Raw genomic sequence first — 25,184 nt, 5'->3', positions numbered from 1 at the left:
GGATCACGATGCCAGCTGATCCGCTGACATCGTCAGGCTGCGCGAATGGCTTGGCGGCGCGCCCATGATCTTGCGGAAGGCGCGGCTGAACGACGCTTCCGAATCGTAGCCGAGGCGGTTTGCGACATGGGCGACGCGTTTGCCCTCGCGCAGCCACTGATGCGCCTGGTGCATACGCATGCGCGCCACGTAACGGGCCGGCGTCTCGCCGACCGTATCGGCGAACCGCTGGGCGAAACCGGAGCGCGACGCACCCATGAGCTTGGCCAGTTCCGGTACGGTCCAGTCCTTGGTCGGATCGAGGTGAATGGCGGCAAGCACGCGGCCGACCTCCGGGTGACGTACGGCCGCCAGCCAGCCGGTCGACGTGCCGCAGCCATGCTCCACCCAGGCGCGGATGATCGTGGCCGTCAACACGTCGGCAAGCCGTGCCAGGATGCCACCCGCACCGACGCGCTGCATCGCAGCCTCTCGCGTCATGGTATCGAGAAGCGACGGGATCGACGGCTCGCTCTTGGCAAGGTCGCTGGTACGCATGACCGACGGCATCAGCTGCAAGAGCGGATGCAGGCGGTCGACGTTGAATTGCATCACCGCGAAAAACAGAAGGTTCTGGCTGTCCGAGTTTGGGCATTGCACGTCGACGATCCCGTCGCAAAGCTGCCGTTTCGGCAGGTCGCGGATCGAGATCGTCGGCAGGCCGGGCTTGCTCGCAAGCACATGTGCGTCGCCCCGCGGCAACAGCACGGCATCTCCAGGCGTCAACTCCATCCACGACCCGTCAGGCGATTGCAGATGGGCGGAACCGGAGGCGAGAAAATGAAATCGTGCCGGTTCCTGCTCGGGATAGGCGGTCGCCCATGGCGCACAGGGCTGGCAGCGCCCATATTCGACACCGTCGAGCCTGAGGCCGCGCAGGATCTCGGTCAGCGCATCGCTCATCTTACATCTCACCTTTGGACAAACGGCACAGTGTTTTGGATTTTCTAGCATAGAAACTCCAATTGGCCATGCATATTTTCATCACCACATGCAATGGAGATGAAAATTATGGATGGTATTGTCGCCAAGCCCACGGGACAGGCGGATGAACGGGACAAGCCCTTGTGGGCGGCTGTCGTTTCCCTGTCGCTCGGGGTCTTCGGCCTGGTCACGGCAGAGTTTCTGCCGGCAAGTCTGCTGACGCCGATGTCGGCGGATCTCGGCGTGACCGTCGGCGCCGCCGGCCAGTCGGTCACCACTACGGCCGTGGTCGCGGCCATCGCCGGCCCGGCGATCGTCGTCTATACCGGACGTTTCGACCGCCGCAACGTGCTCTTGTCCCTAACCGCGCTGCTCATCGTTTCCAGCCTGATCGCCGGTTTCGCGTCCAGCCTTTCGATGCTGCTCGTCGCCCGTTTCCTCCTCGGCATCGGCCTTGGCGGTTTCTGGGCGCTGTCTTTGGCGCTCGCCATGCGGCTCGTTCCCGGCCGGCTGATGCCGCGGGCGATGGCAATCGTGATGTCCGGCGTCTCGATCGCAACCGTCTGCGCGGCCCCGGTCGGCGCCTGGATCGGCGCGACGCTCGGCTGGCGCTACGCCTTCCTGCTTGCCGCCGCCGTCGGCATCGTCACCTTCATCGTCCAGGCGCTAACGGTTCCGCGCCTGCCTCCCATCGGCACAACCGGCCTCGACACGATCCTCAACGTCCTGAAGCGCCCGGCGATCCGGCTCGGCCTTGCGACCATCCTCTTGGTCGTCACCGGCCACTTTGCCGGCTTCACCTATGTCCGCCCGTTCCTTGAACAGGTGCCGCAGTTCGGCGTCGAGGCGATAACCGCGATCCTGCTCGCCTTCGGCATCGGCGGCTTCTTCGGCAACATTGCCGGCGGCTTCCTCGCCGAGCGCAGCACGCGGCTCTCGATGATGTCGGCGGCCGCCGGCGTCGCTGCCACCACGCTGGTCCTGGCCCTGGCGGGCGCGCTGCCGGCCGTCGCCATCGTCGCCACGGCGGCCTGGGGCTTCGCCTTCGGCGCCCTGCCGGTCAGCGTCCAGTCGTTCTTAAGCCGTGCGGCCGGCGACGAGGCCGAAGGCGCGGGTGCCGCAACGCTCACCACCTTCCAGATCGCCATTTCCACCGGTGCGATCCTCGGCGGCCTCCTTGTCGAACTGCAGGGCCCGGCCGGCGTCTTCCTCTTTGCGGCGGTTGCCGCAATGCTCGGCACCTCACTGGTTTCGGTCTATCGCGAGCGGGCTCTTCAACCGGCGGAGTAACAACATCCGCGCCAGCTTGGTGCGAGAGTGGCAACTCGCACTCGCGCCTGCCGGGCTCGGAAGAGTCCGGCAGGCAAGAATGTTTTAGGTGCAGCGCGGCGATCCGTGACGTCTGGCAACAGGCGCTGCACGCAGTGGGGCGCTGTTGCGGAAGGGGGTTTGGTCAGGACAACGACATGCCCCCATCCGTGTCGGAAGGATCAATTCCCCGGAAGCCGCCGCTCCTTCCAGGCAGCTTTCGGCACTTCGCCACCGATGGCAATGCTGAAGGAGGTCACTTCGGTCGCATCTTCATTGACGACGCAATTGAAGTCGACGTCGTACCAGTTCGATTTATTCTGGTAGGCCCCACCGCTGGCGTCCATACGGTTTTTGGCGATAAAGCCACCCCGCGGCCCGAAGGGCACCAGTCCTTCGGGCGGGGTATCCGGCCGCTGGCTGCGGATCTGCTCCAGCGCCTCGAGATTGCACAGTTGCAGGATCCGCCTCTTGACCGGCAGGTTGATCAGGGCCTGTTTCACCCGCGGATCGGCAATCGACTTTGCAGAATAAAGTTCTTTTGCTTTCGTCAATTTGCTTGGAACGGGCTTGAGTTCGACCTTTGCCGCAGCATCGGCCGGCTTTGCCTTTGCCGTCCCGTCTTCCGATTTGACCGTCTGCGGCTTGGCGTCAGGCTTGGCTTCGGCCACCGTCGCCGCTGGCTTTTCATCCGCCTTCTGTGTGGCGCTGTCAGTGGCTCTCGCAGGCACGGCAAGCGTTGACGGGGGTTTCGGTTCCTTGACCGGTTCTTTTTTCTCGGTCGAGGACACCGTTGCCGGCGCATCCGCCGGCTTTGCCTTGTCATCCACGGCCTTTGCCGGCTCGGACGCCTCCGTCTTTTTCTCCGTCTCGCGCGCAGCCGGCGGAAGCTCTGCCTCCTTGTTGTCCTGCTTGGTCTTGGCCATGGCCGAGGCGAAGGATTGCGGCAGTTGCTGCGCCGGCTTGGGTTGCGGCTTCGGGTCTGCCTTCGGCTGGGGCTTGGGTTTGGGCTGCGGCTTTGGCTGTTCAGCCTTCTTCTCTTCGCCCTTTTTCGGCCCCGCCTTCTTCTGCTCTGCCTGTTTCTGCTCGGCCTTCTTCGGCTCCTTCGCCTCTGCTGGCGGCGGAACGAGCTCGACGTTGACGGTCTGCTCCTTCGGCGGCGTCGGCAGCTCGAAGGGCAGGTCGTACAAAAGAAAAAGGGCTACGACGAGGTGCAGGGCGACCGACACCGGCGCGCCCCATCCCATCCGTTCCCGCCAATTTCCCGCAAAAAGCTGCATCGCCAAGGAGATAAACCAATCGACGGGCGGAACCTAGGAGCTTCCGCCGATCTCAACAAGAGGCATAGGCCTGCATATGCAGCCGGAGGTTCGCGCTGCAGCTTGCGGGCCATCGATCGTGGGCGAATGAAATTGACGCCTTCGGGGGTCGCCGCCATCAACCGCTGGCTTCTTGTCAAAAACGTTCCCGGCAAAAACGAGGCGGCGAAATCTGTTTCGGGCCACGCGCCAATTTCGCACAAAAATACCTATTATATAATTTCTATAGATTTAATTTTTACTTACGCCCGAACGGCTTCGCCCGGTGGCGCAATGACATTCTTTTGGCTTTGGGGACCCTCATGCAGCGAACTTCCACTCACCGAAAACTTTTCACAAAAGCCTTTGCCGCGACGGCAGCGCTGGCGGCGGGCCTCATCGCCACCTCGGCGCTTGCCGGCGAAACGCTCGACAAGATCAAGGCGCGCGGCGTCATCAAGGTCGGCGTCGGCACCACGCCGGGCTTCTTCTCACCCGACAGCAACGGCCGCTGGCAGGGCTTCTTCGTCGATTTCGGCCGCGCCATCGCCATCACCGTCTTCAACGATGCCGAGAAGGTCGAATTCACCAACTCGTCGCCGCAGCAGCGTCTGCCGGCGCTGCAATCGGGCGAGTTCGACATCCTGTTGTCCGGCGTCACCCAGACGGTGAGCCGCGCCTTCAAGCTCGGCTTCCATTTCGGCCCCGTCGTCTTCTACGACGGTCAGGGACTGCTGGTGCGCAAGGACCTTGGCGTAGCCAAGGGCGAGGAACTCGACGGCGCGACGATCGGTGTCCAGAGCGGCACGACCGGCGAACTCAACATCGCCGACTTCTTCCGCAAGACCGGCAAGGCCTTCACGCCGGTCACGATCGAGGAAACCGGCGAGTTCCTGAAGGCACTTGACTCGGGCCGCGTCGACGCCCTGACCCAGGACGCGACCGACCTTGCCGCCAAGCGCACGCAGCTTTCCAAGCCCGACGATTACGTGCTTCTGCCCGAGCGCCTGTCGAAGGAGCCCTTGGCGCCGGCGATCCGCGCCGGTGACGACCAGTGGCTCGAAATCGTCAACTGGACGGTCTACGCGACGATCCAGGCCGAAGAGTTCGGCATCACCAAGGAGAACGTCGACACGTTCCTTGCGAGCGAGGATCCGGCGATCAAGCGCTTCCTCGGCGTCGATCCGTCGCTCGGCGAAGCGATCGGCCTTGATCCGAAATTCGCCTACAACATCGTCAAGACCGTCGGCAACTACGGCGAGATCTTCGAGCGCAACGTCGGCAAGGGCACGCCGCTCAACTTCGAGCGCGGCTACAACCAGCCCTGGACCGCGGGCGGTCTACTCTATTCGCCGCCGTTCCGTTGAGCCGTTTCATGGTCCTTCCCATGACACGCCAACTCCAACCGGGCCCTTCGGGGCCCGGACCCGTCTCGCGCCTCCTGTCCTGGATCGGACCGCTGCCTTTGCAGCAAGGCCTGCTCTTTGTCGGCGTGCTGCTGCTCTTTGCCTTTCTCGGCCAGAACACCGCCGAGAGCATGCACCGCATGGGACTGACGCCGGGCTTTGCCTTCCTCTCCCATCAGGCCAATTTCGAGATCGGCGAAAGCGTTCTTCCTTACGCGGCCGGCGACAGCTACGCCCGGGCGCTTGCCGCCGGCATCGCCAATACCGTCAAGGTCGCGCTCGTCGGATGTCTGCTTGCAACCGTGCTCGGTGTCGCACTCGGCATCTTCAGGCTGTCCGGCAATCTGCTGCTAGCGACCTTCGCCCATGGCTATGTCGAGCTTCTGCGCAACACGCCTTTGTTGCTGCAACTGTTCCTGTGGAGTGCGATCATCCGCGCGCTTCCGCCGCCGCGCGGCGCCTATACGTTTCTGGGCAGCGTCTACCTCAGCAATCGCGGCGTCTTTCTGCCCTCGCTTTCGGTCGACGGTCTGCCGGCCTCCGTATGGCTGCCCGCGGTGCTCCTGACCGTCTTCGCGGCACTCGTCATTTCCAGGCGCCTGCTGGCGGGCGCGACGTTCTATCTGCCGAAAACCGCCGGCACCGTACTCGGCGCGTTGGCAATCTTCTATTTCGCTCTCGTATCCCTCGGCTTCAGCGCATCGGTCGAAGTGCCTGCCAAGGGCGGCTTCAACATTCGCGGCGGCCTATCGCTGACCCCGGAATTCGCCGCGCTGCTGATCGGCCTCGTCGTCAATGCCTCCGCTTCGATTTCCGAGATCGTGCGCAGCGGCATCCAGTCGGTGGCATCGGGTCAATGGGAAGCCGCTCGCGCACTCGGGCTGAAGCCCGCGCAGATCATGCGCCTCGTCGTACTGCCGCAGGCGCTTCGGGTGATCACGCCGCTGATGATTTCGAGCTTTCTCGATCTGACCAAGAATTCGAGCCTCGCGGTCGCAATTGGTTACCCCGATCTCGTCAGCGTCGCCAACACGACGGCCAACACCACCGGTCAGGCTCTAGAAGCGATCATCATCATCGGCGTCGTCTACCTGACGATCAGTCTTGCGGTTTCGGCCCTCATGAACCTCTACAACCGGCGCGTCGTTCTGCGCGGAGAAGGAAAACGATGAGCCAGATCGAACTTGCGCCGCCGGTCGCGCCCGACTGGCACCGCTGGCGTGAACGCCTCTTCAACGGTTGGGCCAATGGCCTCGTCACGCTGGCGACGCTCGCCGCAATCCTCTGGATTGCACTTCCCTTTGTCCGCTGGGCCGTCATCGATGCCGTCTGGACCGGCACCGCGGCCGATTGCGCCACGGAAACGGCGGGCGCCTGCTGGGCGTTTGTCGGCGCCAAGTTTCGTTTCATGCTCTTCGCCTTTTTCCCGCCGCCGCTGCAATGGCGCCCGGCGCTGGTGATCGCCCTCATTGCTGCGCTCCTGACCGTCTCCACCATTCCCCGTTTCTGGAGCTTCCGCCTGGTGCCGGTCTGGTTGCTGGCGCTCGTCGGCATCTGGCTGCTGATGGCGGGGACGTCGGGCTTGGAACCGGTCTCGACCAATCATTGGGGCGGGCTGCCGATCACGCTCACAGTCTCGATCGCTGGCCTTGCCTTCGCCTTTCCGATCGCGCTGCTGCTGGCGCTTGCCCGCCAGTCGGACATGGGGCTCGTGCGCTCCCTGGCCATTGCCTTCATCGAAGTGCTGCGCGGTGTGCCGATGATCGCCGTGCTCTATGTCGCCATGCTGATCGTGCCGATGGCGCTACCGAGCGGCGCGGCCATCGACAAGCTGCTTCGGGCGCAGATCGGCGTCACCCTGTTCTTCTCGGCCTACCTCGCCGAGATCATCCGCGCCGGATTGCAGGTGATCCCGGCGGGTCAGAAGGAGGCGGCGCTGTCGCTTGGCCTCAGCCGGATCCAGATGCTCCGGCTGGTGGTGCTGCCGCAGGCGCTGCGAGCTGTCATCCCGGCCATCGTCAACCTGTCGATCGGCATCGTGCTCAACACCTCGCTGCTTGCGGTCATCGGCATCTACGATCTGCTCAATGCCGCCAAGACCTCGGCCACCGATCCCGCCTGGCTCGGCTTTTACAGCGAGGCCTATATCTTCGCGGCATTGGTCTATTTCGCCATCTGCTTTTCCGGTTCGCGCTACAGCCTGTGGCTGGAGAAGAAGCTCAACGGCGCCCATCGCCGATAGCGGCATCTGACGGGGGTTGCGTGCCACGCGCCGCCGGGCCAAGAGTGCGCCGAAGCGAAATCTGTGACCGGGCAAAGCGCATGGGACAAAAGAACATCGCCGTCATTGGCGGCGGACCGAGCGGCTTGATGGCCGCCGAGGTGCTGTCCGAGCGCGGCCACGCGGTCACCGTCTATGACAGCATGCCGACGGTCGCGCGCAAATTTCTGCTGGCCGGCAAGTCGGGCCTGAACATCACCCATTCGGAGCCCTATACGGCCTTTGCGGAGCGCTTCGGCAATGCCTCGCCGCGATTGCGTGCGGCGCTGGACGCCTTCACGCCCGATGACATCAGGCAATGGGCGGCAGACCTCGGAACCAGGACCTTCGTCGGCTCCTCGGGCCGTGTCTTCCCGGAGGTGATGAAGGCGTCGCCGCTCCTGCGCGCCTGGCTCAAGTCGCTGGAAAGCCGAGGCGTTCGTATCCTGACGCGGCACCACTGGACTGGCTTTGAAGGCAAAGCACCCGCGTTCGATACCCCGGACGGCAAGACGCTTGTCAGCGCAGATGCGACTCTGCTCGCCCTCGGCGGCGCCAGCTATCCGCGTCTCGGGTCGGATGCCGCCTGGGTTTCCTGGCTGGAACAGAGGGACGTGTCTGTCGCCAAATTCCAGCCCGCCAATTGCGGCTTCGACGTCGACTGGAGCGAGACCTTCCGCGATCGCTTTGCTGGCGCCGCGCTGAAGGGCGTCACCGCAACGTCGGAAGCCGGCACCGTCCCGGGCGAATTCGTCATCAGCAGGACCGGCATCGAAGGCAGCCTCGTCTACGCCCATACGAGCGCGCTCCGGGACCGGCTGTCGCGCGGCGAACTGGCCGACCTGGTGGTCGACCTCACCCCGGGACGTACCGTCGGGAGATTGGCAAAAGACCTTGGCCGCTTCGACACCAAGACCAGCTTTTCCAACCGCCTGCGCAAGGGGGCCGGGCTCGAAGGGGTGAAAGCGGCGCTGCTGCGTGAGGTTTCGCCTGATGCCGCGCGCTTGCCGCCTCCAGAACTTGCGGCCTTGATCAAGGCGTTGCCAATCCCGCTCATCCGCCCACGCCCGATCGCCGAGGCCATCTCCTCCGCCGGCGGCATCGCCTGGTCCGCGATCGATGACGAATACATGTTAAGAGCGCTGCCCGGCACCTTCGTCGCCGGCGAAATGATCGATTGGGAAGCGCCGACCGGGGGCTATCTGCTGACCGCCTGCTTTGCCACAGGCCGTGCGGCGGCTCGCGGCCTCGATCGTTGGCTTAACCGGCCAGCATAAAAGATCGCCGCGCCTTTGGCAGGCGCGGCGATGGTTTCAGGTGGCGTCAAAGCCTTACTGGTCGTTCAGCACCAACCCCTTGGTCAGCTCCAGCGCCTGGCGCTCGAAGAGACCGCGGTAGATGCCACCGTCGAGGCGGATCAGCGCGTCGTGCGTGCCCTCCTCGGCAATCCGGCCGTGGTCGAAGACCAGCAGCCGGTCGAGCGCCCGCACCGTCGAGAGCCGGTGCGCGATGACGAGCGTCGTGCGCCCCAGCATCAGCCGCTCCATCGCCTGCTGGATCAGCACTTCCGATTCCGAATCGAGGCTCGATGTCGCCTCGTCGAGGATCAGGATCGGTGCGTCCGCGAGGAACGCGCGGGCAATTGCGATGCGCTGGCGCTCGCCGCCCGAGAGCTTGACCCCGCGTTCGCCCACCAGCGTGCCGTAACCTTTCGGCAGAGCCGTGATGAAGTCGTGGGCGCTCGCAAGCCTTGCCGCCTTCTCGATCTCGCTCTGCGTGGCGTCCGGCCGCGCATAGGCGATGTTCTCCGACAGAGAGCGATGGAACAGGATCGGCTCCTGCTGGACGATCGCGATCTGCTGGCGCAGCGACGTCTGCGTCACCGATGCGATGTCCTGACCATCGATCCGGATCTCGCCGGCCTTCAGGTCATGCAGACGCTGGATCAGCTTGACGAAGGTCGTCTTGCCCGAACCTGAGTGCCCGACAAGACCGACGCGTTCGCCCTCCCGGATCGTCACCGAGAAGCGGTCGTAGAGCGGCTTGCGGTGCGCACCGTAGTGGAACGTCACATCCCTGAACTCGATGCGGCCGTCGGTGATGCGGATCGGCTTGGCATCCGCCTTGTCGTCGATGCCGAGCGACTGGCCATGGATGTCGACAAGCTCTTCCATGTCGTTGATCGAGCGCTGCAGGTTGCGGATGTGCTGCCCGACTTCACGCAGGTAACCCTGCAGGATGAAGAACGAGGTAAGCACGAAGGTGATGTCGCCGGGCGTCGCCTGGCCTTTCGACCAGAGGAACAGCGCAAAGCCGATCACCGCCGCGCGCAGGATGAGCAGCATGGCGCCCTGCGACGTGCCGTTGGTCGTGCCGCGGATCCAGGTGCGGCGCGTACGGTCACGCCATTTGGCGAGCACCTTGGCAAGGCGTGCGTCCTCGCGGCTTTCGCCACCAAAACCCTTGACGACGATGTTGCAGCTCACGGCATCGGCGAGCGCCCCGCCGAGCTTGGTGTCCCACCGGTTGGCAAGGCTTGCCATCGGCGCGACGTAACCAAGCGACAGCACGATCGTCATCAGGATGAAGACGATCGACCCGATACCGATGATGACGCCCATCATCGGCCAGTAGAACGACATCAGGATTGTCGATCCGACCAGCATCACGACGGACGGAAACAGGGCGACGAGCAAGGTGTCGTTCAAGAGATCGAGCGCCCACATGCCGCGCGTCACCTTGCGAACCGTCGATCCGGCAAAGCTGTTGGCATGCCAGTCGGTCGAGAAGCGCTGGATGCGGTAGAAGGCAGCCGACGCGATGTCGGTCATCATCTTGAGGGTCAGATCGGTGACCCCCAGGAAGGTGAGGTGCCTGAGAATGATCGCACCGAGCGACAGCGCCATCAGCATCCAGAAGGCGGCAAGCGCCGCATCCCAGGCAAGCTGATCGGTCGCCACACCGGAAACGACGGCATCGACGAGCCGGCCCGAATAGAGCGGCGTCAGGACGTCAGCGAGGGTCGACAAGAGAACCATGCCGAGAATGACGCTGATGCGCAGCGGCTGCGCTTTCCAGTGAGACCAGGTGAATCCAAGAACGCTGCGGAACGCACCGCCGCGCAGGTCAATACGAGTAAAAGCCATAACAATCGCCCGATGCGCGACGCATCGGCCTCAAACAAGATCAGAATGGAATATGCCGTTAAAAGGAACCCAGCTTCCGATGCGGCATCATTGGAGTGACCGAATCCTCCGGAGAGGAAGGGCCAAGGTCAGCGAAACGAAATCCGACCTGGAAAAGACGAAAAGGCGAAAATGCCCTTCCCGGCCCAGTTCAAGACTGCACGCCGCCCCGTAGGGAGAAAGAAAAAGCTGGCATCTTTTGAAACCTCCCTGATTGGTTGCCGGAAGACGACCTATAGGCGAATCGCGCGCAACCGCCAAGTGCAGAAATCTTGCCATGGCGCCAATCGTCGCGGCTGCGACCTGTTTGCAACAGTCTCCGACATGCCTCCCGGGGTTTACGGCGGTGGGCTCTTCGTAGCAGAGTACGCCGCGATCGCCGATCGTGCATGCACGAAACGGCGGCATCTTGGGGAGGGTCCGCGACCACCGGCACCGGCAATGACCGGACGGCGATGCGCGGTGGGAGTGAATTGACAAGGTTCCGGTTCGATATCGTCGCGGCACTGCTGCCGCTGATCACACTTGGCTTCATGGCGTTTGCAGGGCCCGCGCGTGCTGTCGAGAAGCAGGAACTCGTGGTGGTCACCTCCTACCCGCCCTCCTTCTTCGTGCCCTTTCGCGCCGCTTTCGAACGCGCCAATGCCGACATGCGGGTGACGATCGTGCAGCGCAACACGGCGAGCGCCAGCCGCTTCGTCATTGAGAAGGCGGACGTGCCGGCCGACATCTTCTGGGCCTCGGCGGCCGATGCCTTCGAGCTCTTGAAACGCAACGGAAGCCTGCGCCCGATCGCGCCACGCAACACCGGCGCACCGGATCATGTCTTCGGTTATCCCGTGAACGACCCACAGGGCTACTATCTGGGCTTCGCGCTGTCGGGCTACGGCTTCGTCTACAATCCCGCCCATCTCGCCCGGAGCAAACTGCCCGTGCCGGAGGACTGGCAGGATCTGCTGAACCCCGTCTATTCCGGCCAGATCGGCATCACCACGCCTTCCCGCTCGGGCACGACGCACCTGATCGTCGAAGCCTTGCTGCAAACCTACGGCTGGGAGAAAGGCTGGGCGATGCTGTCGCAGCTCGGCGGCAATCTCTCAACGGTTACCGCCCGCAGCTTCGGGGTTGCTTCGGGCGTGGCGCAGCGGCGCTTCAGCATCGGCATCACCATCGATTTCCTCGCCACCTCGCCGGATTTCGCCGGCGCCGGTAATGTCTTCGTCCTGCCGCCCGACACCGTGTTCGTGCCGGCAAGCATCGGCATTCTGTCCCGGGCGCGCAACGTGCCGGGAGCCGAACGCTTCGTCGATTTCGTGCTTTCGGAGGCTGGCCAGAAACTCCTGCTGTCGCCGGCAATCGCCCGTATTCCCGTCAATCCGGCGCTCAACAGCGGCCTGCTGCCGCAGGAAGACGGCGAGCGCCTGCTGAAATCCGGCGGCTTCGACGCCGCCCTGTCGGCGCGCAGATATGGCCTCGTCAATCTGATTTTCGACGACTATATCGTGCGCCGCCGGGCAACCCTTGCCCGCCTGTGGAAGAGGGCTGCGGATCTGGAGGCGATGAACATCGAAGACGCGCAACGGCTGAGCATGCTGGCTCGGGCGCGGCGGCTGTTGGGTCAGCCTCCGCTTTCGGCAAGCGAAGTCGCCAACGTTGCTGAGGCCCTGCAAGGCGAATGGCCCCGCGGCGTCGCCCGCTCCCCTGCCCACGCAGAACTCGCGAGCCGCCTGCGCGCACTGATCGAACAGAACCTCAACGAGGCGGAGCAGCTGCTGTCCTCGGCGGCGCGATCCGGCGGTCCCGTCAATCTCCATCCGTGGCGGCAGTGACGATGGCAGTTCTCGAAACGACCGCACCGCAGCCGCGCTGGCGCTTCGGTATCGGCGCCCGCCTCGTGCTCGCCTTTGTCGCGATCGTCGGGCTCGCTGTCGGCGCCTGCCTGGTCGGCTGGCTTTCCTACGAGCGGCTGTCGGGCGAACTGTCGCGCATGGCGGATGAGCAGATGCCGCAGCTCGCCTTCGCGTCGCGACTCTCAAAGGCCGGGGCCGACATCGGCTCCGTGACGTCGGTACTTGCCGGCGCCGAAAGCCGCACCGAGTACAACGAGATCCGCGCCGTCTACGCGACGCGCCTCCAGACCCTTCGCGCCCTGCTCGAAGAAAACACGGCGCAGTCGAGCACGGCGGCGCTGCTGCCGCTCGCCGAGGCCATCGGCACCAATCTGAAAAAGATCGACCTTGCCGCGGGCAAGCGCTTCACGCTGCGCGAGGCGATGCGGTCGGACATCGACGAGTTGCGCTGGGTCCAGGCCGATCTTCTGGAAGAAGCCGATCCGTTGGTCGACGACATCCGCTTCAACATCGAAGCGGAGACCCGCAAGGGTCAGGGTGCGGCCGCACTCGCCGAACAGCATAAGAGCGAAGCGCTGCTGACCGTCGTCTCCCAGGCGAACCTTGCGACAGGCCTGATCGGTCGGCTGGTCAACGCCACGACCGAAGAGGAAATGCAGGAGACCAACGCCTTTCTCGGCGACAGCGCCGACGAACTGGCAAGCCGCATCCGCTCGCTCGACAGCTGGCCCGACAGCATCACCGTTCGGCAGCTTGCCGGGCGCATTCTCGACCAGTCCAACGCCTCGACGGGCATACCCAATCGCAAGCGCTCGGAAATGTTGCAGGCCAGCACGCTTGCCGAACTTGCCGGCGAAAACAGCCGGCTCGTCGAGGAGCTTGGCCGCAAGATCGAAACGGAAGTGATCGCGATCGAGGCAAGCGCCGGGGACGCCGCCCGGCGCGCGGCTGCGGCAATCGAGACCGGGCGAAGCCTGCTGGTCGCGATCGCCATTCTCTCGGTGCTCGTCGCAAGCGCGATCGGCTATTTCTACGTCCACCGCAACCTCATTGCCCGTATCCGCCTGCTGGCGACGGCCGCCGGCGCGATCAGCGGGGGCCGGCACTCCACGGCGATCCCGCCGCCCGAGGCCGACGAACTCGGCGACCTCTCGCGTGCGCTCACCCTCTTTCGCCAGACCCGCGACGAGCTGATCCAGTCGGCAAAGCTTGCGGCCCTCGGCCAGATGGCGGCCGGCATCGGCCACGAACTCAATCAGCCTCTAGCCGCCCTTCGCGCCCATATTCACAGCGCCGCCACTCTAATCGGCCGCGGCAAGGGCGAGCAGGCAGTCAACAACCTCGACAAGATGAAGGGGCTGACGGGACGCATGGCAGACCAGATCAGCCATATCCGCCGCTTTGCCCGGCGGCCGGACGCGCAGCTGCGGCCGGTCGATCTCACCGCGGCGGTGCGGGACGCCCTCAGCCTGCTCGAACACCGTTTCGAGGAGGAGAACGTCGCCCTCGATCTTTCGTTGCCGCAGGACAGTTCGGCAATGGTCATGGCCGAACCGGTCCGGCTCGAGCAAGTCGCCGTCAATCTCGTCGGCAACGCGCTCGACGCCGTCGCTGTCCAGTCACTTCGGCGCGTGACCGTCAGCGTTGAAGTCACCGGCGGCGTCGCCCGGCTGATCGTCGGCGATACCGGGCACGGCATCGCCACGGAAAACCTGCCAGCTGTGTTCGATCCCTTCTTTACCACCAAGCCGGTAGGCTCGGGGCTCGGTCTCGGCCTGTCGATCTCCTACAACATCGTCAAGGATTTTGGCGGCGACATCACGATCCTCGACACCGGCCCGGCCGGCACACGATTCCTCGTATCCCTGAAAGGCCCGGAATGAGACCGGAAGTGGACATCATCCTGATAGACGACGACGCCAGCGTGCTTGAGGCCTGCTGCCAGGTGTTGGAACTGGAGGACTTCACAGTCTCCCCGCACGGTTCCGTCGTCGCGGCGCTCGCCGGCCTTCGCGCCGACAGCGACACCGTGATCGTCTCGGATGTGCGCATGCCCGATCATGACGGCTTCGACCTGGTCGCCGCCGTGCGCAAGGTCGATCCCGATATCCCGATCGTGCTGATGTCCGGACATGGCGATATCCCGATGGCGCTGCGTGCGATGCGCGAAGGCGCCTGGGATTTCCTGGAGAAGCCAGCCGATCCGGTGCACCTGATCGAAACCGTGCGCCGGGCCCGCGATCACCGTCGCCTGCTGCTGGAAAATCGGCGGCTGCGCCTCTCCGTCGACAAGGACGGCTGGGAGACGCGGTTGATCGGCCATTCGGCGCCGATGGTGGCGCTGCGCGAAAAGCTGCAGCGCATCGCTGCCGCCTCCGCCGACGTGCTGATCATCGGCGATACCGGCACCGGCAAGGAAGTGACCGCAAGGGCGCTGCACGATTTCAGCGGCCGCAAGGGCCGTTTCGTCGCCGTCAACTGCGGCGCCATCCCCGAGACCATGCTCGAATCCGAGCTTTTCGGCCATGAGGCCGGCGCCTTTACCGGCGCGCGCGAAAAGCGCATTGGCAAGATCGAATATGCCGATGGCGGCACGCTGTTTCTCGACGAGATCGAATCGATGCCGATCGCAGCCCAGGTGCGGCTGCTACGCGTCCTGCAGGAGCGCGTCATCGAACGGCTCGGATCGAACGTCGAACTGCCGGTCAACATCTGTGTGGTGGCGGCAACGAAAGCCGACCTGCACGATGCCGCGCGGCGGGGAGAATTCCGCGAAGACCTCGCCTACCGCCTCGACATCGCCCGGGTCGAACTGCCGCCGCTCGCGCGCCGCAAGGGCGATGTCGGCCTCCTGTTCCAGCACTTCCTCAGCCTTGCCGCAAAGCGCCAGGGGCGCACTGCGCCGCCGGTCGGCGTCGATCTGCTGGCCGATCTCAACGCCCGGCCCTGGCCCGGCAACGTGCGTGAACTGCGCAATGTCGCGGAACGCTTCGTGCTCGGGCTCGAAGAGCGCCCGGACAGCGAAGCCACGACCGCAGGCGGCGAGACGTTGGAAGCGCAGATGGACCGGCTGGAGCGGACCATTATCATCAACAGTCTCGCCAGACATGAGGGCCGCGTGGGTGCGACCGCCGATGCGCTCGGCATTTCCCGCAAGACGCTCTATCTGAAGATGCGCAAGTTCGACATCGACGCCCGGGCCGATGGCGACGAGGGGTAATGTTACCCTTTTGACCCCGCCTCGCCCGCCCCGATGTTACCTTTCTTACCCATCCCGACGTGAAACTGGCTGGTTTTGCCGGGTTTTTCGATCTGGCACGGGCCTTGCTCTCAATAGGACAGCCGCCAAGCACTGGCGGTCTATTGGGAGGAGATACCTATGTTGAAAACCATCGCAGCAGCGATGCTGATGTCGGCTGCCTTTATCGTGACGGCCCACGCCCAGGACGGTGGCAAGGTGACGATCGTCACTTCGTTCTCCAAGGACGTGACCGATCCGTTCAAGGCGGGCTTCGAGGCCGCCAATCCCGGCTTTACCCTTGACGTCCAGAACAAGAGCACCAGCTCGGGCGTGAAATACATCGACGAGACCAAGGTCAACAACCAGGTCGACCTGTTCTGGGCGTCGGCGCCTGACGCCTTCGACAGCTTGAAGAGCAAGGAACTCCTGGCCAAGTTCACCCCGTCGGTGACGGGCCTGCCCGAAAAAGTCGGCTCCTATCCGGTCAACGATCCGGACGGCTTCTATTTCGGCTTTGCCGCGTCGGGCTACGGCATCATGTCGAACGACCGCTACCTGGAAGCCAACAACCTGCCGAAGCCGGCCGAATGGGGCGACCTCGCCAAGCCGGAATACTTTGACCACGTCGCCATCGCCGCCCCGTCGCGCTCCGGCACCACCCACCTGACGATCGAGACGATCCTGCAGGGCGAAGGCTGGGACAAGGGCTGGGGCACGCTCAAGGGCATCGGCGGCAACCTGCAGCAGGTGACCGAGCGCTCCTTTGGCGTTCCGGACGCGGTCAACTCCGGCCAGACCGGCATCGGCATCGTCATCGACTTCTTCGCCTTCTCGGCTCAGGCAAGCGGCTTCCCGGTGAGCTTCGCCTATCCTTCGGTCACGACAGTCGTGCCGGCCAATATCGGCATCGTCGCCAATGCCCCGAACCAGGCCGGCGCCGAGGCCTTCGTCAACTACATCCTGTCGGAGAAGGGCCAGGAAGTCCTGCTCGAGCCGGCGATCCGTCGCCTGCCGATCAACCCGGCGCTCTACGCCAAGGCGCCCGAAGGCTTCCCGAACCCCTTCAAGGATCCGCGCTTCCAGTCGATGATCACCTTTGACAGCGACGTTTCGAAGAAGCGCACGGATGTCGTCGACACGCTGTTCGACCAGCTCATCTCCTTCCAGCTCGAAAACCTGAAGGGCGCCACCCAGGCGATCCATGCGGCCGAAAAGGCGCTCGCTGCCAACGAACAGCCGGCGGCCCGCGCGCTTCTTGACGAAGCCAAGGTCCTGGCTGCCGCCATGCCGATCACGGCGGAGGAGGCAGCCAGCAAGGAAACGCGCGACGCCTTTACCGGCGGCGAAGAGAAGACCGCACGCCAGGCGGAACTGGAGCAGAAGTGGGCCGCGTTCGCGACGGAGAAATATGCCGCCGCCAAGGCCAAGGCTGAAGAAGCCCTGAACCTCGTCGACTAACGCGCGACAGCGACCGCCTGCCCAACTGGCGGGCGGTCATGCTCCCAAAACATCATAGCTTCGCCGACCCTGGCGCGCCTTGCGCGCGCCCGGTTGGCCGAACTCATTCCGGAGTCTGCCCCATGGCGCTCGTCGCTTCCGTTCCCATCAGGCCCGCCGCGGCCAAACCAGGCCAGATCCTGGCGGTCTCGGTGATCGCCCTGTTCCTGGCGATCTTCCTGGTCATCCCCGCCGGCACTGTCATCTACACCGCCTTCACCGAGAAGGGCACCGGTGCGCTGACCATCGTCAACTTCATCGACTTCTTCAACACCGACCTCTTCCGCCGGTCCTTCTTCAATTCGGTCTATGTGTCCGGCATGTCGGTCGTCTGGGCGAGCGCCATTGCGCTGCCGCTCGCGGTGCTCACGACCCGCTTCGACTTCCGCGGCTCGCTCATCATCCAGACGCTCGGCTTCGTGCCCCTGATCATGCCGCCCTTCGTCGGCGCGGTGGCGATGCAGCTTCTCTTCGGTCGCAACGGCACGGTGAACCTGCTCTTGAACGACTGGTTCGGCCTCCGCATCCCCTTCATGGAGGGGCTGAACGGCGTCATCTTCGTGCAGTCGCTGCACTATTTCCCTTTCATCCTGATCAACCTGTCGACCAGCCTGCGCAATATCGACCGGTCGATGGAAGAAGCTGCCCAGAACCTCGGTTCCTCCGGCTTCCGGCTCTTCCGCCGCATCGTCTTTCCGCTTGCCATGCCCGGCTATCTCGCCGGCGCGTCGCTCGTCTTCGTCAAGGTCTTCGACGATCTGGCGACACCGCTGCTCCTCAACGTCAAGGACATGCTGGCGCCGCAGGCCTATCTCCGCGTCACCTCCGTCGGCCTCACCGACCCGATGGGCTACGTTATCTCGGTCATCCTCATCGCGGTCTCGATCTTCGCCATGTGGCTTTCGGCGGTCGCCATGCGCGGCAAGGACTATTCGACCGTGCAGCGAGGCGGCGGCGGCCTTTCCAGGCGCAAGCTCAGCCGCGGCGAAAGCGTCATCGCCTATGGCGTCGTTGCTCTGATCCTTCTCCTGGTGCTCTCGCCACACATCGGCCTGCTGCTGCTGTCCTTCGCAACCGTCTGGTCGTTCAGCCCGCTGCCGGACGCCTATACCGTTGCGCATTACGGCCGCGTCTTCGGCGAAAGCTCGCTCTACATCAAGAACACACTGATCTACGCCAGCCTTGCGGGCCTGATCGACGTGGTGATCGGCGGCGCCATCGCCTATCTGGTGCTGCGCACCAAGGTCGTCGGCCGCCGCTGGCTCGATTGGGCGGCCACCGCAGCGCTCGCGATCCCCGGCGTCGTGCTCGGCATCGGCTATCTCCGGACCTTCTACGGCATCACGCTGCCCGACGGTACACCGCTTGCAACGCTCTGGGTCATGGTGGTTTTGGCGCTTGCCATCCGCCGCCTGCCTTATGCGCTGAGGGCCTGCTACGCCGCCCTGCAACAGGTGTCGGAATCGCTCGAAGAAGCCGCCGAAAACCTCGGCGCGACCAAGCAGCGGACCATCCGCCGCATCGTCTTGCCGCTGATGACCGGCGGTCTGCTTGCCGGCTTCGTCACCAGCTTCTCGACGGCCGCCGTCGAGCTCTCGGCGACGCTGATGCTGATCCAGAGCAATTCGGACGCGCCGATCGCCTACGGGCTCTACGTCTTCATGCAATCGCCGGCCGGTCGCGGTCCGGGTGCGGCCCTCGGCGTCATCGCCGTGATCATGGTCGCGCTCTGCACGCTCCTGTCCCACTACGTCATCGAGCGCCGCCAGAAGGCGCTCGGGACGGCAAAATAATTCGGGAGGAAACAATGACAGTGAACATCAACAGCGCCGCACTCGCCGCCGACCCCGCCAAGGCGATCAGCATCAGTGACGTCAATCTCTACTACGGCGCGCTGCACGTCCTGAAGAACATCAATCTCGAAATACAGCCGGGGGAATTCTTCGCCTTTCTCGGCCCGTCCGGCTGCGGCAAGACCACGCTTCTCCGGCTGATCGCCGGCTTCAACGAAGCCCGCCAGGGCAAGGTGGTGATCGGCGGACAGGACGTGCTCGACATGCCCGCATGGAAGCGCGACATCGGCATGGTGTTCCAGTCCTACGCGCTCTGGCCGCACATGACCGTCGCCGCCAATGTCGCCTTCGGCCTTGAAGAACGGCGCCTGCCACGCGCCGAGGTCGACCGTCGGGTCAAGGCGGCGCTGGACCTCGTCGGCCTCAAGCACCTCGCTGATCGCCGCCCGTCGCAGCTTTCCGGCGGCCAGCAGCAGCGCGTGGCGCTCGCCCGCACCATCGCCATCGAGCCGAAGGTGCTGTTGCTCGACGAGCCGCTGTCCAACCTCGACGCCAAGATGCGCGTCGAAGTCCGGCGCGAACTGCGCGAGCTGCAGCAGCGGCTGCAGCTGACAACCATCTTCGTCACCCACGACCAGGAAGAGGCCAACACGGTCTGCGACCGGATCGCCGTCTTCAACGAGGGCAGCATCCAGCAGGTGGGAACGCCGATGGGGCTCTATGAGAAGCCAGCCAATCTGTTCGTCGCCAACTTCCTTGGCACCGCCAATATCCTCGACGGCAAGGTGGCAGGCAGCGGTGCCAGCAGGAACTTCGAGGTGGTTGGCGGCGGCTCCATCCCGATCCCGGCGGGCACCGATGTGCCAGCAGGCGCCAAACTCGTCTTCCGGCCGCAATATGCGACGATCGGCAGCCTCGAGCCGGGCGCCGTCGCGCTCGAAGGCATCATTGCGCATCGCGAATTCCTCGGCGCGACCGTGCGCTACGGTGTCAGGATTGGGGCGGCGACGGTGCTGATCGACGCGCCGTTCCATTCCGGCGACGCGCTTCTCGAACCCGGCGCGACGACGACGCTCGGCCTCAAGCCGTCGTCGGCGCAATGGCTCGCCCACTAGAGCATACGACGCGCGTCCGCCGGTCTCGCCGGCGGGCGCGAGCTTCCCCATTTCAAGCAGCGCCAGATCGCTGACACCCGAGTTCCGCATGAAAAGAGATCTTCCAAGCCTCATCCTTATCCGCCACGGCGAAACCCAATGGAACGTCGCCGGCCGCCTGCAGGGCCGCAAGGACACGCCGCTGACCGCCAATGGCGTGCGCCAGGCACTCGCCGTCGGCCTGCGCCTTGCCGAACGGATCGCCGACGAGGAAAAGAACCTGACCTTCTGGGTGAGCCCGCTCGGCCGCGCCCGCCAGACCGCATCGATCCTCGCCGACACCTGGTCGATCCCCTTCGATCGTTTTGCCGAGGCGGCTGCCCTTGCCGAACGCTCCTATGGCGCCTGGGAGGGGCTGGCCCATGACGAGATCGAGCGCGATCTTGCCGATCAGTACGATGCGCACAGCGCCGACCCGTTCGACCATTCGATGCCGGGCGGCGAAAGCCGGACTGCGCTTTCAGCGCGCCTTCAGGCCTGGCTCGACACGCTCGACCGCGGCCGCCGCCATGTCGTCGTCACCCATAGCGGTTGCCTCAGGGCCCTGCGCGGCATCTACACCGCCGCCTCGCGCGACGAGATTCTTGCCTATCGCGAGCCGCAGACCGCCTCGTTCCTTCTGACCGCAGGTCGCGAGACCATGCTCGACGTGCCCCTCAACATCCTGCGCGCCCTTGGCTGCGATGGCGCAGGAAGGACCGTCTGGATCTGATCGACAAGGCCGCCGCAACCAACCCGAAGAAACGCCGCGCATGAAAACCATGCGCGGCGTTCGATGTTCAGAGCGATGTGTTGCCGCCTCAGAAACTCACCTTCAGCTTGGCGTTGACGCCGTGGTCGGAAACGCCTGAGGCGATCTGGCCGGTGTAGTTGACGCCGAAGGTCGCGGCCGGAGCGATCTTGAAGTCGATGCCCGCTTCGACGAGTGCCGCATCCCGGGCAATCGGCGCACCGCCGACGGTAAAGCCCTGGCCGCCGGCAAAGGCAAGCGTGGAGGTCGGCACGGCATCGCCGAAGGCATGGCGCCAGCCGACGGTGCCGCTCAGAACCGCCGCCGTTTCGCCGAAAGAAACGTCGGTCGAGGTGCGCACGCCAATCGTCGTGAAGGTCGTGTCGTTGTTGTTCGAGCGGCCGGAGAGCGCCGCTGCCCCGCCCTTTTCACGGAAACCGTCCGTGTCGAGGTTGAGATAGGCGAGATTGGCGAAGCCTTCGAAATCGAAGCGACCGGCACTCGCGGCATAGCTCGCCTCGCCGAAGATCTGGGCGGTGCGGGCGTCATAGGTCGCCGACAGGCTGTCGTCGAAACCGCCGAAGGACGCGCTGCGCGTCGTTTCGATGCGATGCCAGCTATAGGTCGCACCCGCCGTCAGCGACAGCGCGCCAAGCCCGGTCCCGGCATAGGCACCGATGTGGTAGTTGTCGCTGTCCCCGGAGGAATGACGGTCGACCACATCGAAGGACGAGCGGCTGTAGCCGCCGAAGAGACCGGCGCGCCAGTTGTCGCCGACGAGGCCATCGGCGCCCATGAGAAAGCCGCCGACGTTACGCTGGAAGCCCGCCGCATTGCCGTTGCCATCCGTATCGCCCCAGATGCCGAAGGCCTGGCTCCAGAAGGCGAAGCGGTCCGTATCGGCCGCAACGCTTTCAATGCCGCCTTCGCCATAGGCGAGCACTGGCGTCGCCTTGGTGCTGTCATCGCCGAAAGCCGCGCGGATGCGGTTGGTGGCTGCAGCGTTCAGGAGCAGGCCGTCCTGCAGCAGCATACCCTTGGTCGAGGCATGGATTTCACCCGAGAGCTGGTCGAAGGCAAAACGCGCCTGCGCGCGGTCGTGGTTGGTGAGCGCCGAATAGGCTGCATTGGAGAAGCCGAGGCTTTCAGCGGCGATCGCCGTTGCCCGCTGGTTGGCGGTTTCCGCGACATCCGCGAAGCGGATGTCGTTGCGGCTGAGTGTCAGCGTCACGTTGTTGGCGTCGTAGCCGAGCGTCGGATCGAGGAAGACGAGGCTCGATGCGACGTCGGCAAAGGTACCGGTCACGCCGCCGGCCGCCGTCAGGATCGTGTAGTTGGTCTGCGGCGCATAGCTGCCATTGGCTGCGAGCGCCAGGACAGAGCCGCCGTTGAGCGTCGCCTTGCCTGACGCGACGATCTTGTCGCTCTCGCCCTTGTCGTTGGCCTCGACCTCATAGGTCGAGCCCGCTGCAAAATTGATATCTCCGGCAACGTTGAGCGTGCCGATCGAATTGCCGGGGGCAATCACGCCGCCGTCGGCAATCGTGATGCTGCCGAACGTCCCGATGCCGCCGATGGCGCCGTCCTTTTCGATGGTCAGGCCCGATGACGAGGCGATCGACCCTTGCACCGAAAGCAGGCCGGACTTGACCACGGTCGCGCCGGTATAGGTGTTCTGGCCGTTAAGCACGAGTGCGCCGGCGCCGAGCTTGGTGAGACCGCCGCTGCCGCTGATCGCCTTGTTGATGGCAACCACGTTGGCGGCGTCCGCCACGTCGAGCGCGCCACCGGCACCTTCGAGAACGATATCGCGGTTGATCTGATGCATGTCGCGACCGGCGATCCTGAGGGCCCCGCCATCGAGCCTCAGCTTCGCTGCTGCGCTGCCAAGCGCAGCGTCCTCTTCGACCACAACGGTACCTCCGTCGGTCACCAGCGTTTCGCCGATGAACGAATGATCGTCGATGCAATAGTCGCGGATCGCCTGCTGGAAGCGCGGATCGCTGCTCTTGCAATCAAGCAGCGTCTTCTTCTCCTGGTCGGTCAGACCGGCCAGAATTGGCAGGCCGTTCTCGTCGGCGATCTGGCCGAGATAGACGTCGTTGCGCATGTTGTTGCGGCTAAGGTTGAAGACCTTGCCCTTCTCGGCGAAGGTCGATGCCTCATCGCCCCAGACGATCCGGGTCCTGGCCGTCGCTGTCGCCGGATCCGTGTAGTTCTGCAGCACCGGACCGACCCAGCGCACCGTGTGGGCGACCGGCTCGTGGTCCGAAAGCGGCGTCTTCGATCCATCCGGATTGGTCACGTAGCTGACGTCGGTGATGACGCCCGAATAGGGATCCTTCGGATCGTCGGCCAGCGTCCACCACTTGCCGAAGGGACGCGACGCCAAGAAGTGATCGATCTTGACCCGGTGCCAGCTTGCCCAGGTGTTGGTGGCGTCTTCGCCGTGCGACGGCCAGGTGACACTGCCGTCGTTCAAGCCATGCGGCGAGAACTGCTCGCGCTCGTTTGGAAGCTGCAAGATCTGGAACTGCTTCTTCAGGATGTTCATCGTCTGCGGCAGGTTGCCGGCAACCGGATACATCTCGTCGGCAAAGAGGCCAGAGGGAACCGTCGAGGCGTTGATCGCCGAAGCACCCTTGCCCTTCCACTCGGCGATATAGGCGTCCAGCTTCTGCTGGTCTTTTGCATAGTCGCGCAGCAGGCTCATGTAGAAGCTGTTGGTCGGGTTCTTGACGTAGGTTTTCAGCAGCAATTCCTGCTGGCTGACAGAATGCAGGCCGCGCTCCGAGACGTCGCCGGCGTTGAAGTCGCCGGTGAGGATGATGGGCCGCGTCTCGGACTTGGCCCATTGATTGATGCCCTTGGCTTCGTTGATGCGGGTCGTCGGCGGGTCGTAATAGTTGAGGTGCGTGGTGCCGACGACCACCTGCGGCTTGCTGACGGTAGGGTCGACCACCGTGTAGGTCACGATGTCGCCGAGCGTGCTGGCGCCGAAGGTGCCGGGGAGACGCGAGAACACGCCGGTATCGCTGTCCTGACGCGTCGCGTAGGTGCCAAGGCCCGCATTCTTCAGGATGCCCGGGATGTCACGGGCGTAGGTGCTGTTGGCGCGAAACTCCTGGAAGGTCAGGACGTCGTAGTTTCCCTTTATGAAGAAGTCCGACATCACGCTCGGGTTGGCCTTGAAGCGGTCCAGCCAGGTGTTGAGCGTCAGGATCTTCATGCTGTCGTCGGCGGCGCGCGCCTCGGCCGCCGAGAGCGTCAGGCTCGTTCCGCACAGAAGGATCGCCGTCGCCAGGCGCAACGGTTGCGCAAGGCGCGCAAAAGCCCGCACCCCGCGGAGGTGGTGTCCACGTTGTCTCATATCTTGCTCCAATGTCGCGATGCGAACACGCTCCGTCACAAGACCTTCATGGCGATGGTATTGATGTGCGGAAGAGTTCACTGAAATGTACGATTACGGACATTAAGCGAGTCAAATGTCAGTTTTACAACATTTCATGGGGCGCCATAAAATTTCGCGCGGCCCATAGGTGCTGCGCTGATTTCCTTGGAGATCGGCGTCGGCCCTATGGTAGCAAAGCGTGCTGAGGGGCAATCAGGATGAGGGTGATGGACGATCGGGATATTTCGGATGGGGACAAGAAGACGCGCCGGCAGGCGCAGCTTCTCAGCCACCTCGAGAAGAACCACTATATCTCGATCGAGGAGATCACCGGCCTGTTCGGCGTCACCACCCAGACGGCACGGCGCGATATCATGGCGCTCGAACAGGAGGGCAAGGTGCGGCGCCTGCACGGCGGCGCGACCATTGCGACTCCGGTTGATCCCAACATCTACCGCCAGCGGCGCATCGACAACGCGGAGGTGAAGGAACGCATCGGGCAACTGACCGCCGAGCTTGTTGCCGACGGCGCTGCCGTCTTCCTCGACACCGGCACGACCTGCGAAGCGGTGGCGCGCGGACTGCTCAAGCGCCGCGATCTTCGTGTCGTCACCTACAGTCTGCGCGTCGCAACCACGCTCAGCGAAAGCAGCAGCTTTGCCGTCGCGGTGCCCGGCGGCTTCGTGCGGCAAGTGGATGCCGGCGTGTTTCGCGAGGAGACCGCCGACTATATCCGCAAGTTCAAATTCGACGTCGCCGTCATCTCGGTCAGCGGCATCGATCAGGACGGCGATATCGGCGACGACGACCATGCCGAAGTCGCCGCCGTCTCGGCCGCGATGCGCCAGGCCGAGCGGGTGATCCTCGCCGTCGACAGCAGCAAGTTTGGCCGGCGTGCGCTGGTGCGTCTGGCTTCGCTTGCCGATATCGATGCGTTGGTAACCAATGAATTGCCGGAGGAGCGTCTCGTCTCCCTACTGCGCGAACACGGCGTCAGCATTCATTGCTAGTGTAAGGGCCGAAGCGATGGAAGCCCGCGGCGATCTCTTGCCGGGGGCTTGAAACCTTGGGTGCGGCACCGCACATAGGCATCAGGAAATTGCCCGTG

Annotated in this window: 17 protein-coding genes; 13 read left to right on the top strand and 4 right to left on the bottom strand. The window is 64.3% G+C overall.

The annotated features are described in order from the left end of the window. Nucleotides 1-3 precede the first annotated feature (3 nt). Nucleotides 4-942, bottom strand: coding sequence for an AraC family transcriptional regulator (locus IB277_RS23630; protein WP_060585756.1), 939 nt, complete (start codon nt 940-942; stop codon nt 4-6). A gap of 108 nt (nt 943-1,050) precedes the next feature. Here IB277_RS23630 and IB277_RS23625 point away from each other — a divergent pair, with 108 nt between their 5' ends. After that, nucleotides 1,051-2,253 (top strand): MFS transporter, encoded by a 1,203-nt coding sequence (locus tag IB277_RS23625; protein ID WP_051659184.1) that lies wholly within the window; start codon nt 1,051-1,053, stop codon nt 2,251-2,253. 200 nt (nt 2,254-2,453) lie between these two features. On the opposite strand, the gene IB277_RS23620 is transcribed toward IB277_RS23625, so the two are convergent. Continuing rightward, a complete protein-coding gene (locus IB277_RS23620; RefSeq protein WP_060606235.1) occupies nt 2,454-3,518 on the bottom strand; it encodes a DUF930 domain-containing protein in 1,065 nt (354 codons plus the stop codon). Nucleotides 3,519-3,892: 374 nt separating this feature from the next. On the opposite strand from IB277_RS23620, the gene IB277_RS23615 reads away from it, so the two are divergent. The 4 genes from IB277_RS23615 to IB277_RS23600 all read left to right on the top strand — a co-directional run bounded on the left by IB277_RS23615 (nt 3,893) and on the right by IB277_RS23600 (nt 8,512). Beyond that, a complete protein-coding gene (locus IB277_RS23615; RefSeq protein ID WP_034790164.1) occupies nt 3,893-4,936 on the top strand; it encodes an amino acid ABC transporter substrate-binding protein in 1,044 nt (347 codons plus the stop codon). 20 nt (nt 4,937-4,956) lie between these two features. Then, entirely contained in the window at nt 4,957-6,147 is a 1,191-nt protein-coding gene (locus IB277_RS23610) for an amino acid ABC transporter permease (protein ID WP_127890419.1), read from the top strand. After that, nucleotides 6,144-7,217, top strand: coding sequence for an amino acid ABC transporter permease (locus tag IB277_RS23605; RefSeq protein ID WP_192371947.1), 1,074 nt, complete (start codon nt 6,144-6,146; stop codon nt 7,215-7,217). The genes IB277_RS23610 and IB277_RS23605 overlap by 4 nt, the downstream gene beginning before the upstream one ends. 80 nt (nt 7,218-7,297) lie before the next feature. After that, nucleotides 7,298-8,512 carry a TIGR03862 family flavoprotein gene (locus IB277_RS23600; protein WP_192371946.1) on the top strand — a complete coding sequence of 405 codons (1,215 nt, stop codon included), beginning with the start codon at nt 7,298-7,300 and terminating at the stop codon, nt 8,510-8,512. 54 nt (nt 8,513-8,566) lie between these two features. On the opposite strand, the gene IB277_RS23595 is transcribed toward IB277_RS23600, so the two are convergent. Further along, on the bottom strand, nt 8,567-10,381 hold the full coding sequence (locus IB277_RS23595; RefSeq protein WP_192371945.1) for an ABC transporter ATP-binding protein: 1,815 nt from the start codon (nt 10,379-10,381) through the stop codon (nt 8,567-8,569). A 512-nt stretch (nt 10,382-10,893) separates the two neighbouring features. On the opposite strand from IB277_RS23595, the gene IB277_RS23590 reads away from it, so the two are divergent. The 7 genes from IB277_RS23590 (at nt 10,894) to IB277_RS23560 (ending at nt 20,667) form a co-directional block, all read left to right on the top strand. Continuing rightward, a complete protein-coding gene (locus IB277_RS23590) occupies nt 10,894-12,249 on the top strand; it encodes an ABC transporter substrate-binding protein (protein ID WP_192371944.1) in 1,356 nt (451 codons plus the stop codon). Nucleotides 12,250-12,251: 2 nt separating this feature from the next. Next, nucleotides 12,252-14,153, top strand: coding sequence for an ATP-binding protein (locus IB277_RS23585; RefSeq protein ID WP_192371943.1), 1,902 nt, complete (start codon nt 12,252-12,254; stop codon nt 14,151-14,153). After that, nucleotides 14,150-15,490 carry a sigma-54 dependent transcriptional regulator gene (locus IB277_RS23580; RefSeq protein ID WP_112983757.1) on the top strand — a complete coding sequence of 447 codons (1,341 nt, stop codon included), beginning with the start codon at nt 14,150-14,152 and terminating at the stop codon, nt 15,488-15,490. Before IB277_RS23585 ends, IB277_RS23580 begins: the two co-directional genes overlap by 4 nt. A gap of 159 nt (nt 15,491-15,649) precedes the next feature. After that, nucleotides 15,650-16,969, top strand: a complete 1,320-nt coding sequence (locus tag IB277_RS23575; RefSeq protein ID WP_060519960.1) for an ABC transporter substrate-binding protein — start codon at nt 15,650-15,652, stop codon at nt 16,967-16,969. Nucleotides 16,970-17,091: 122 nt separating this feature from the next. Then, the gene (locus tag IB277_RS23570) at nt 17,092-18,801 is read left to right on the top strand and encodes an iron ABC transporter permease (RefSeq protein WP_112983758.1); all 1,710 of its coding nucleotides are present in this window, start codon (nt 17,092-17,094) and stop codon (nt 18,799-18,801) included. A gap of 14 nt (nt 18,802-18,815) precedes the next feature. After that, a complete protein-coding gene (locus IB277_RS23565; RefSeq protein WP_192371942.1) occupies nt 18,816-19,916 on the top strand; it encodes an ABC transporter ATP-binding protein in 1,101 nt (366 codons plus the stop codon). Between the two features lie 88 nt (nt 19,917-20,004). Further along, the gene (locus IB277_RS23560) at nt 20,005-20,667 is read left to right on the top strand and encodes a histidine phosphatase family protein (protein ID WP_192371941.1); all 663 of its coding nucleotides are present in this window, start codon (nt 20,005-20,007) and stop codon (nt 20,665-20,667) included. 88 nt (nt 20,668-20,755) lie between these two features. Here the strand turns inward: IB277_RS23560 and IB277_RS23555 are convergent, their stop codons facing one another. Beyond that, nucleotides 20,756-24,055 (bottom strand): autotransporter domain-containing protein, encoded by a 3,300-nt coding sequence (locus tag IB277_RS23555; RefSeq protein WP_192371940.1) that lies wholly within the window; start codon nt 24,053-24,055, stop codon nt 20,756-20,758. 248 nt (nt 24,056-24,303) lie between these two features. Between IB277_RS23555 and IB277_RS23550 the strand changes: the two genes are divergently transcribed. Then, on the top strand, nt 24,304-25,086 hold the full coding sequence (locus IB277_RS23550) for a DeoR/GlpR family DNA-binding transcription regulator (RefSeq protein WP_371813659.1): 783 nt from the start codon (nt 24,304-24,306) through the stop codon (nt 25,084-25,086). Nucleotides 25,087-25,184: the final 98 nt, after the last annotated feature.

It is taken from the genome of Ensifer sp. ENS07, from assembly GCF_014852185.1.
GTDB classification, from domain to species: domain Bacteria; phylum Pseudomonadota; class Alphaproteobacteria; order Rhizobiales; family Rhizobiaceae; genus Ensifer; species Ensifer adhaerens.
This window is presented reverse-complemented; position numbering and strand designations above follow the sequence as displayed.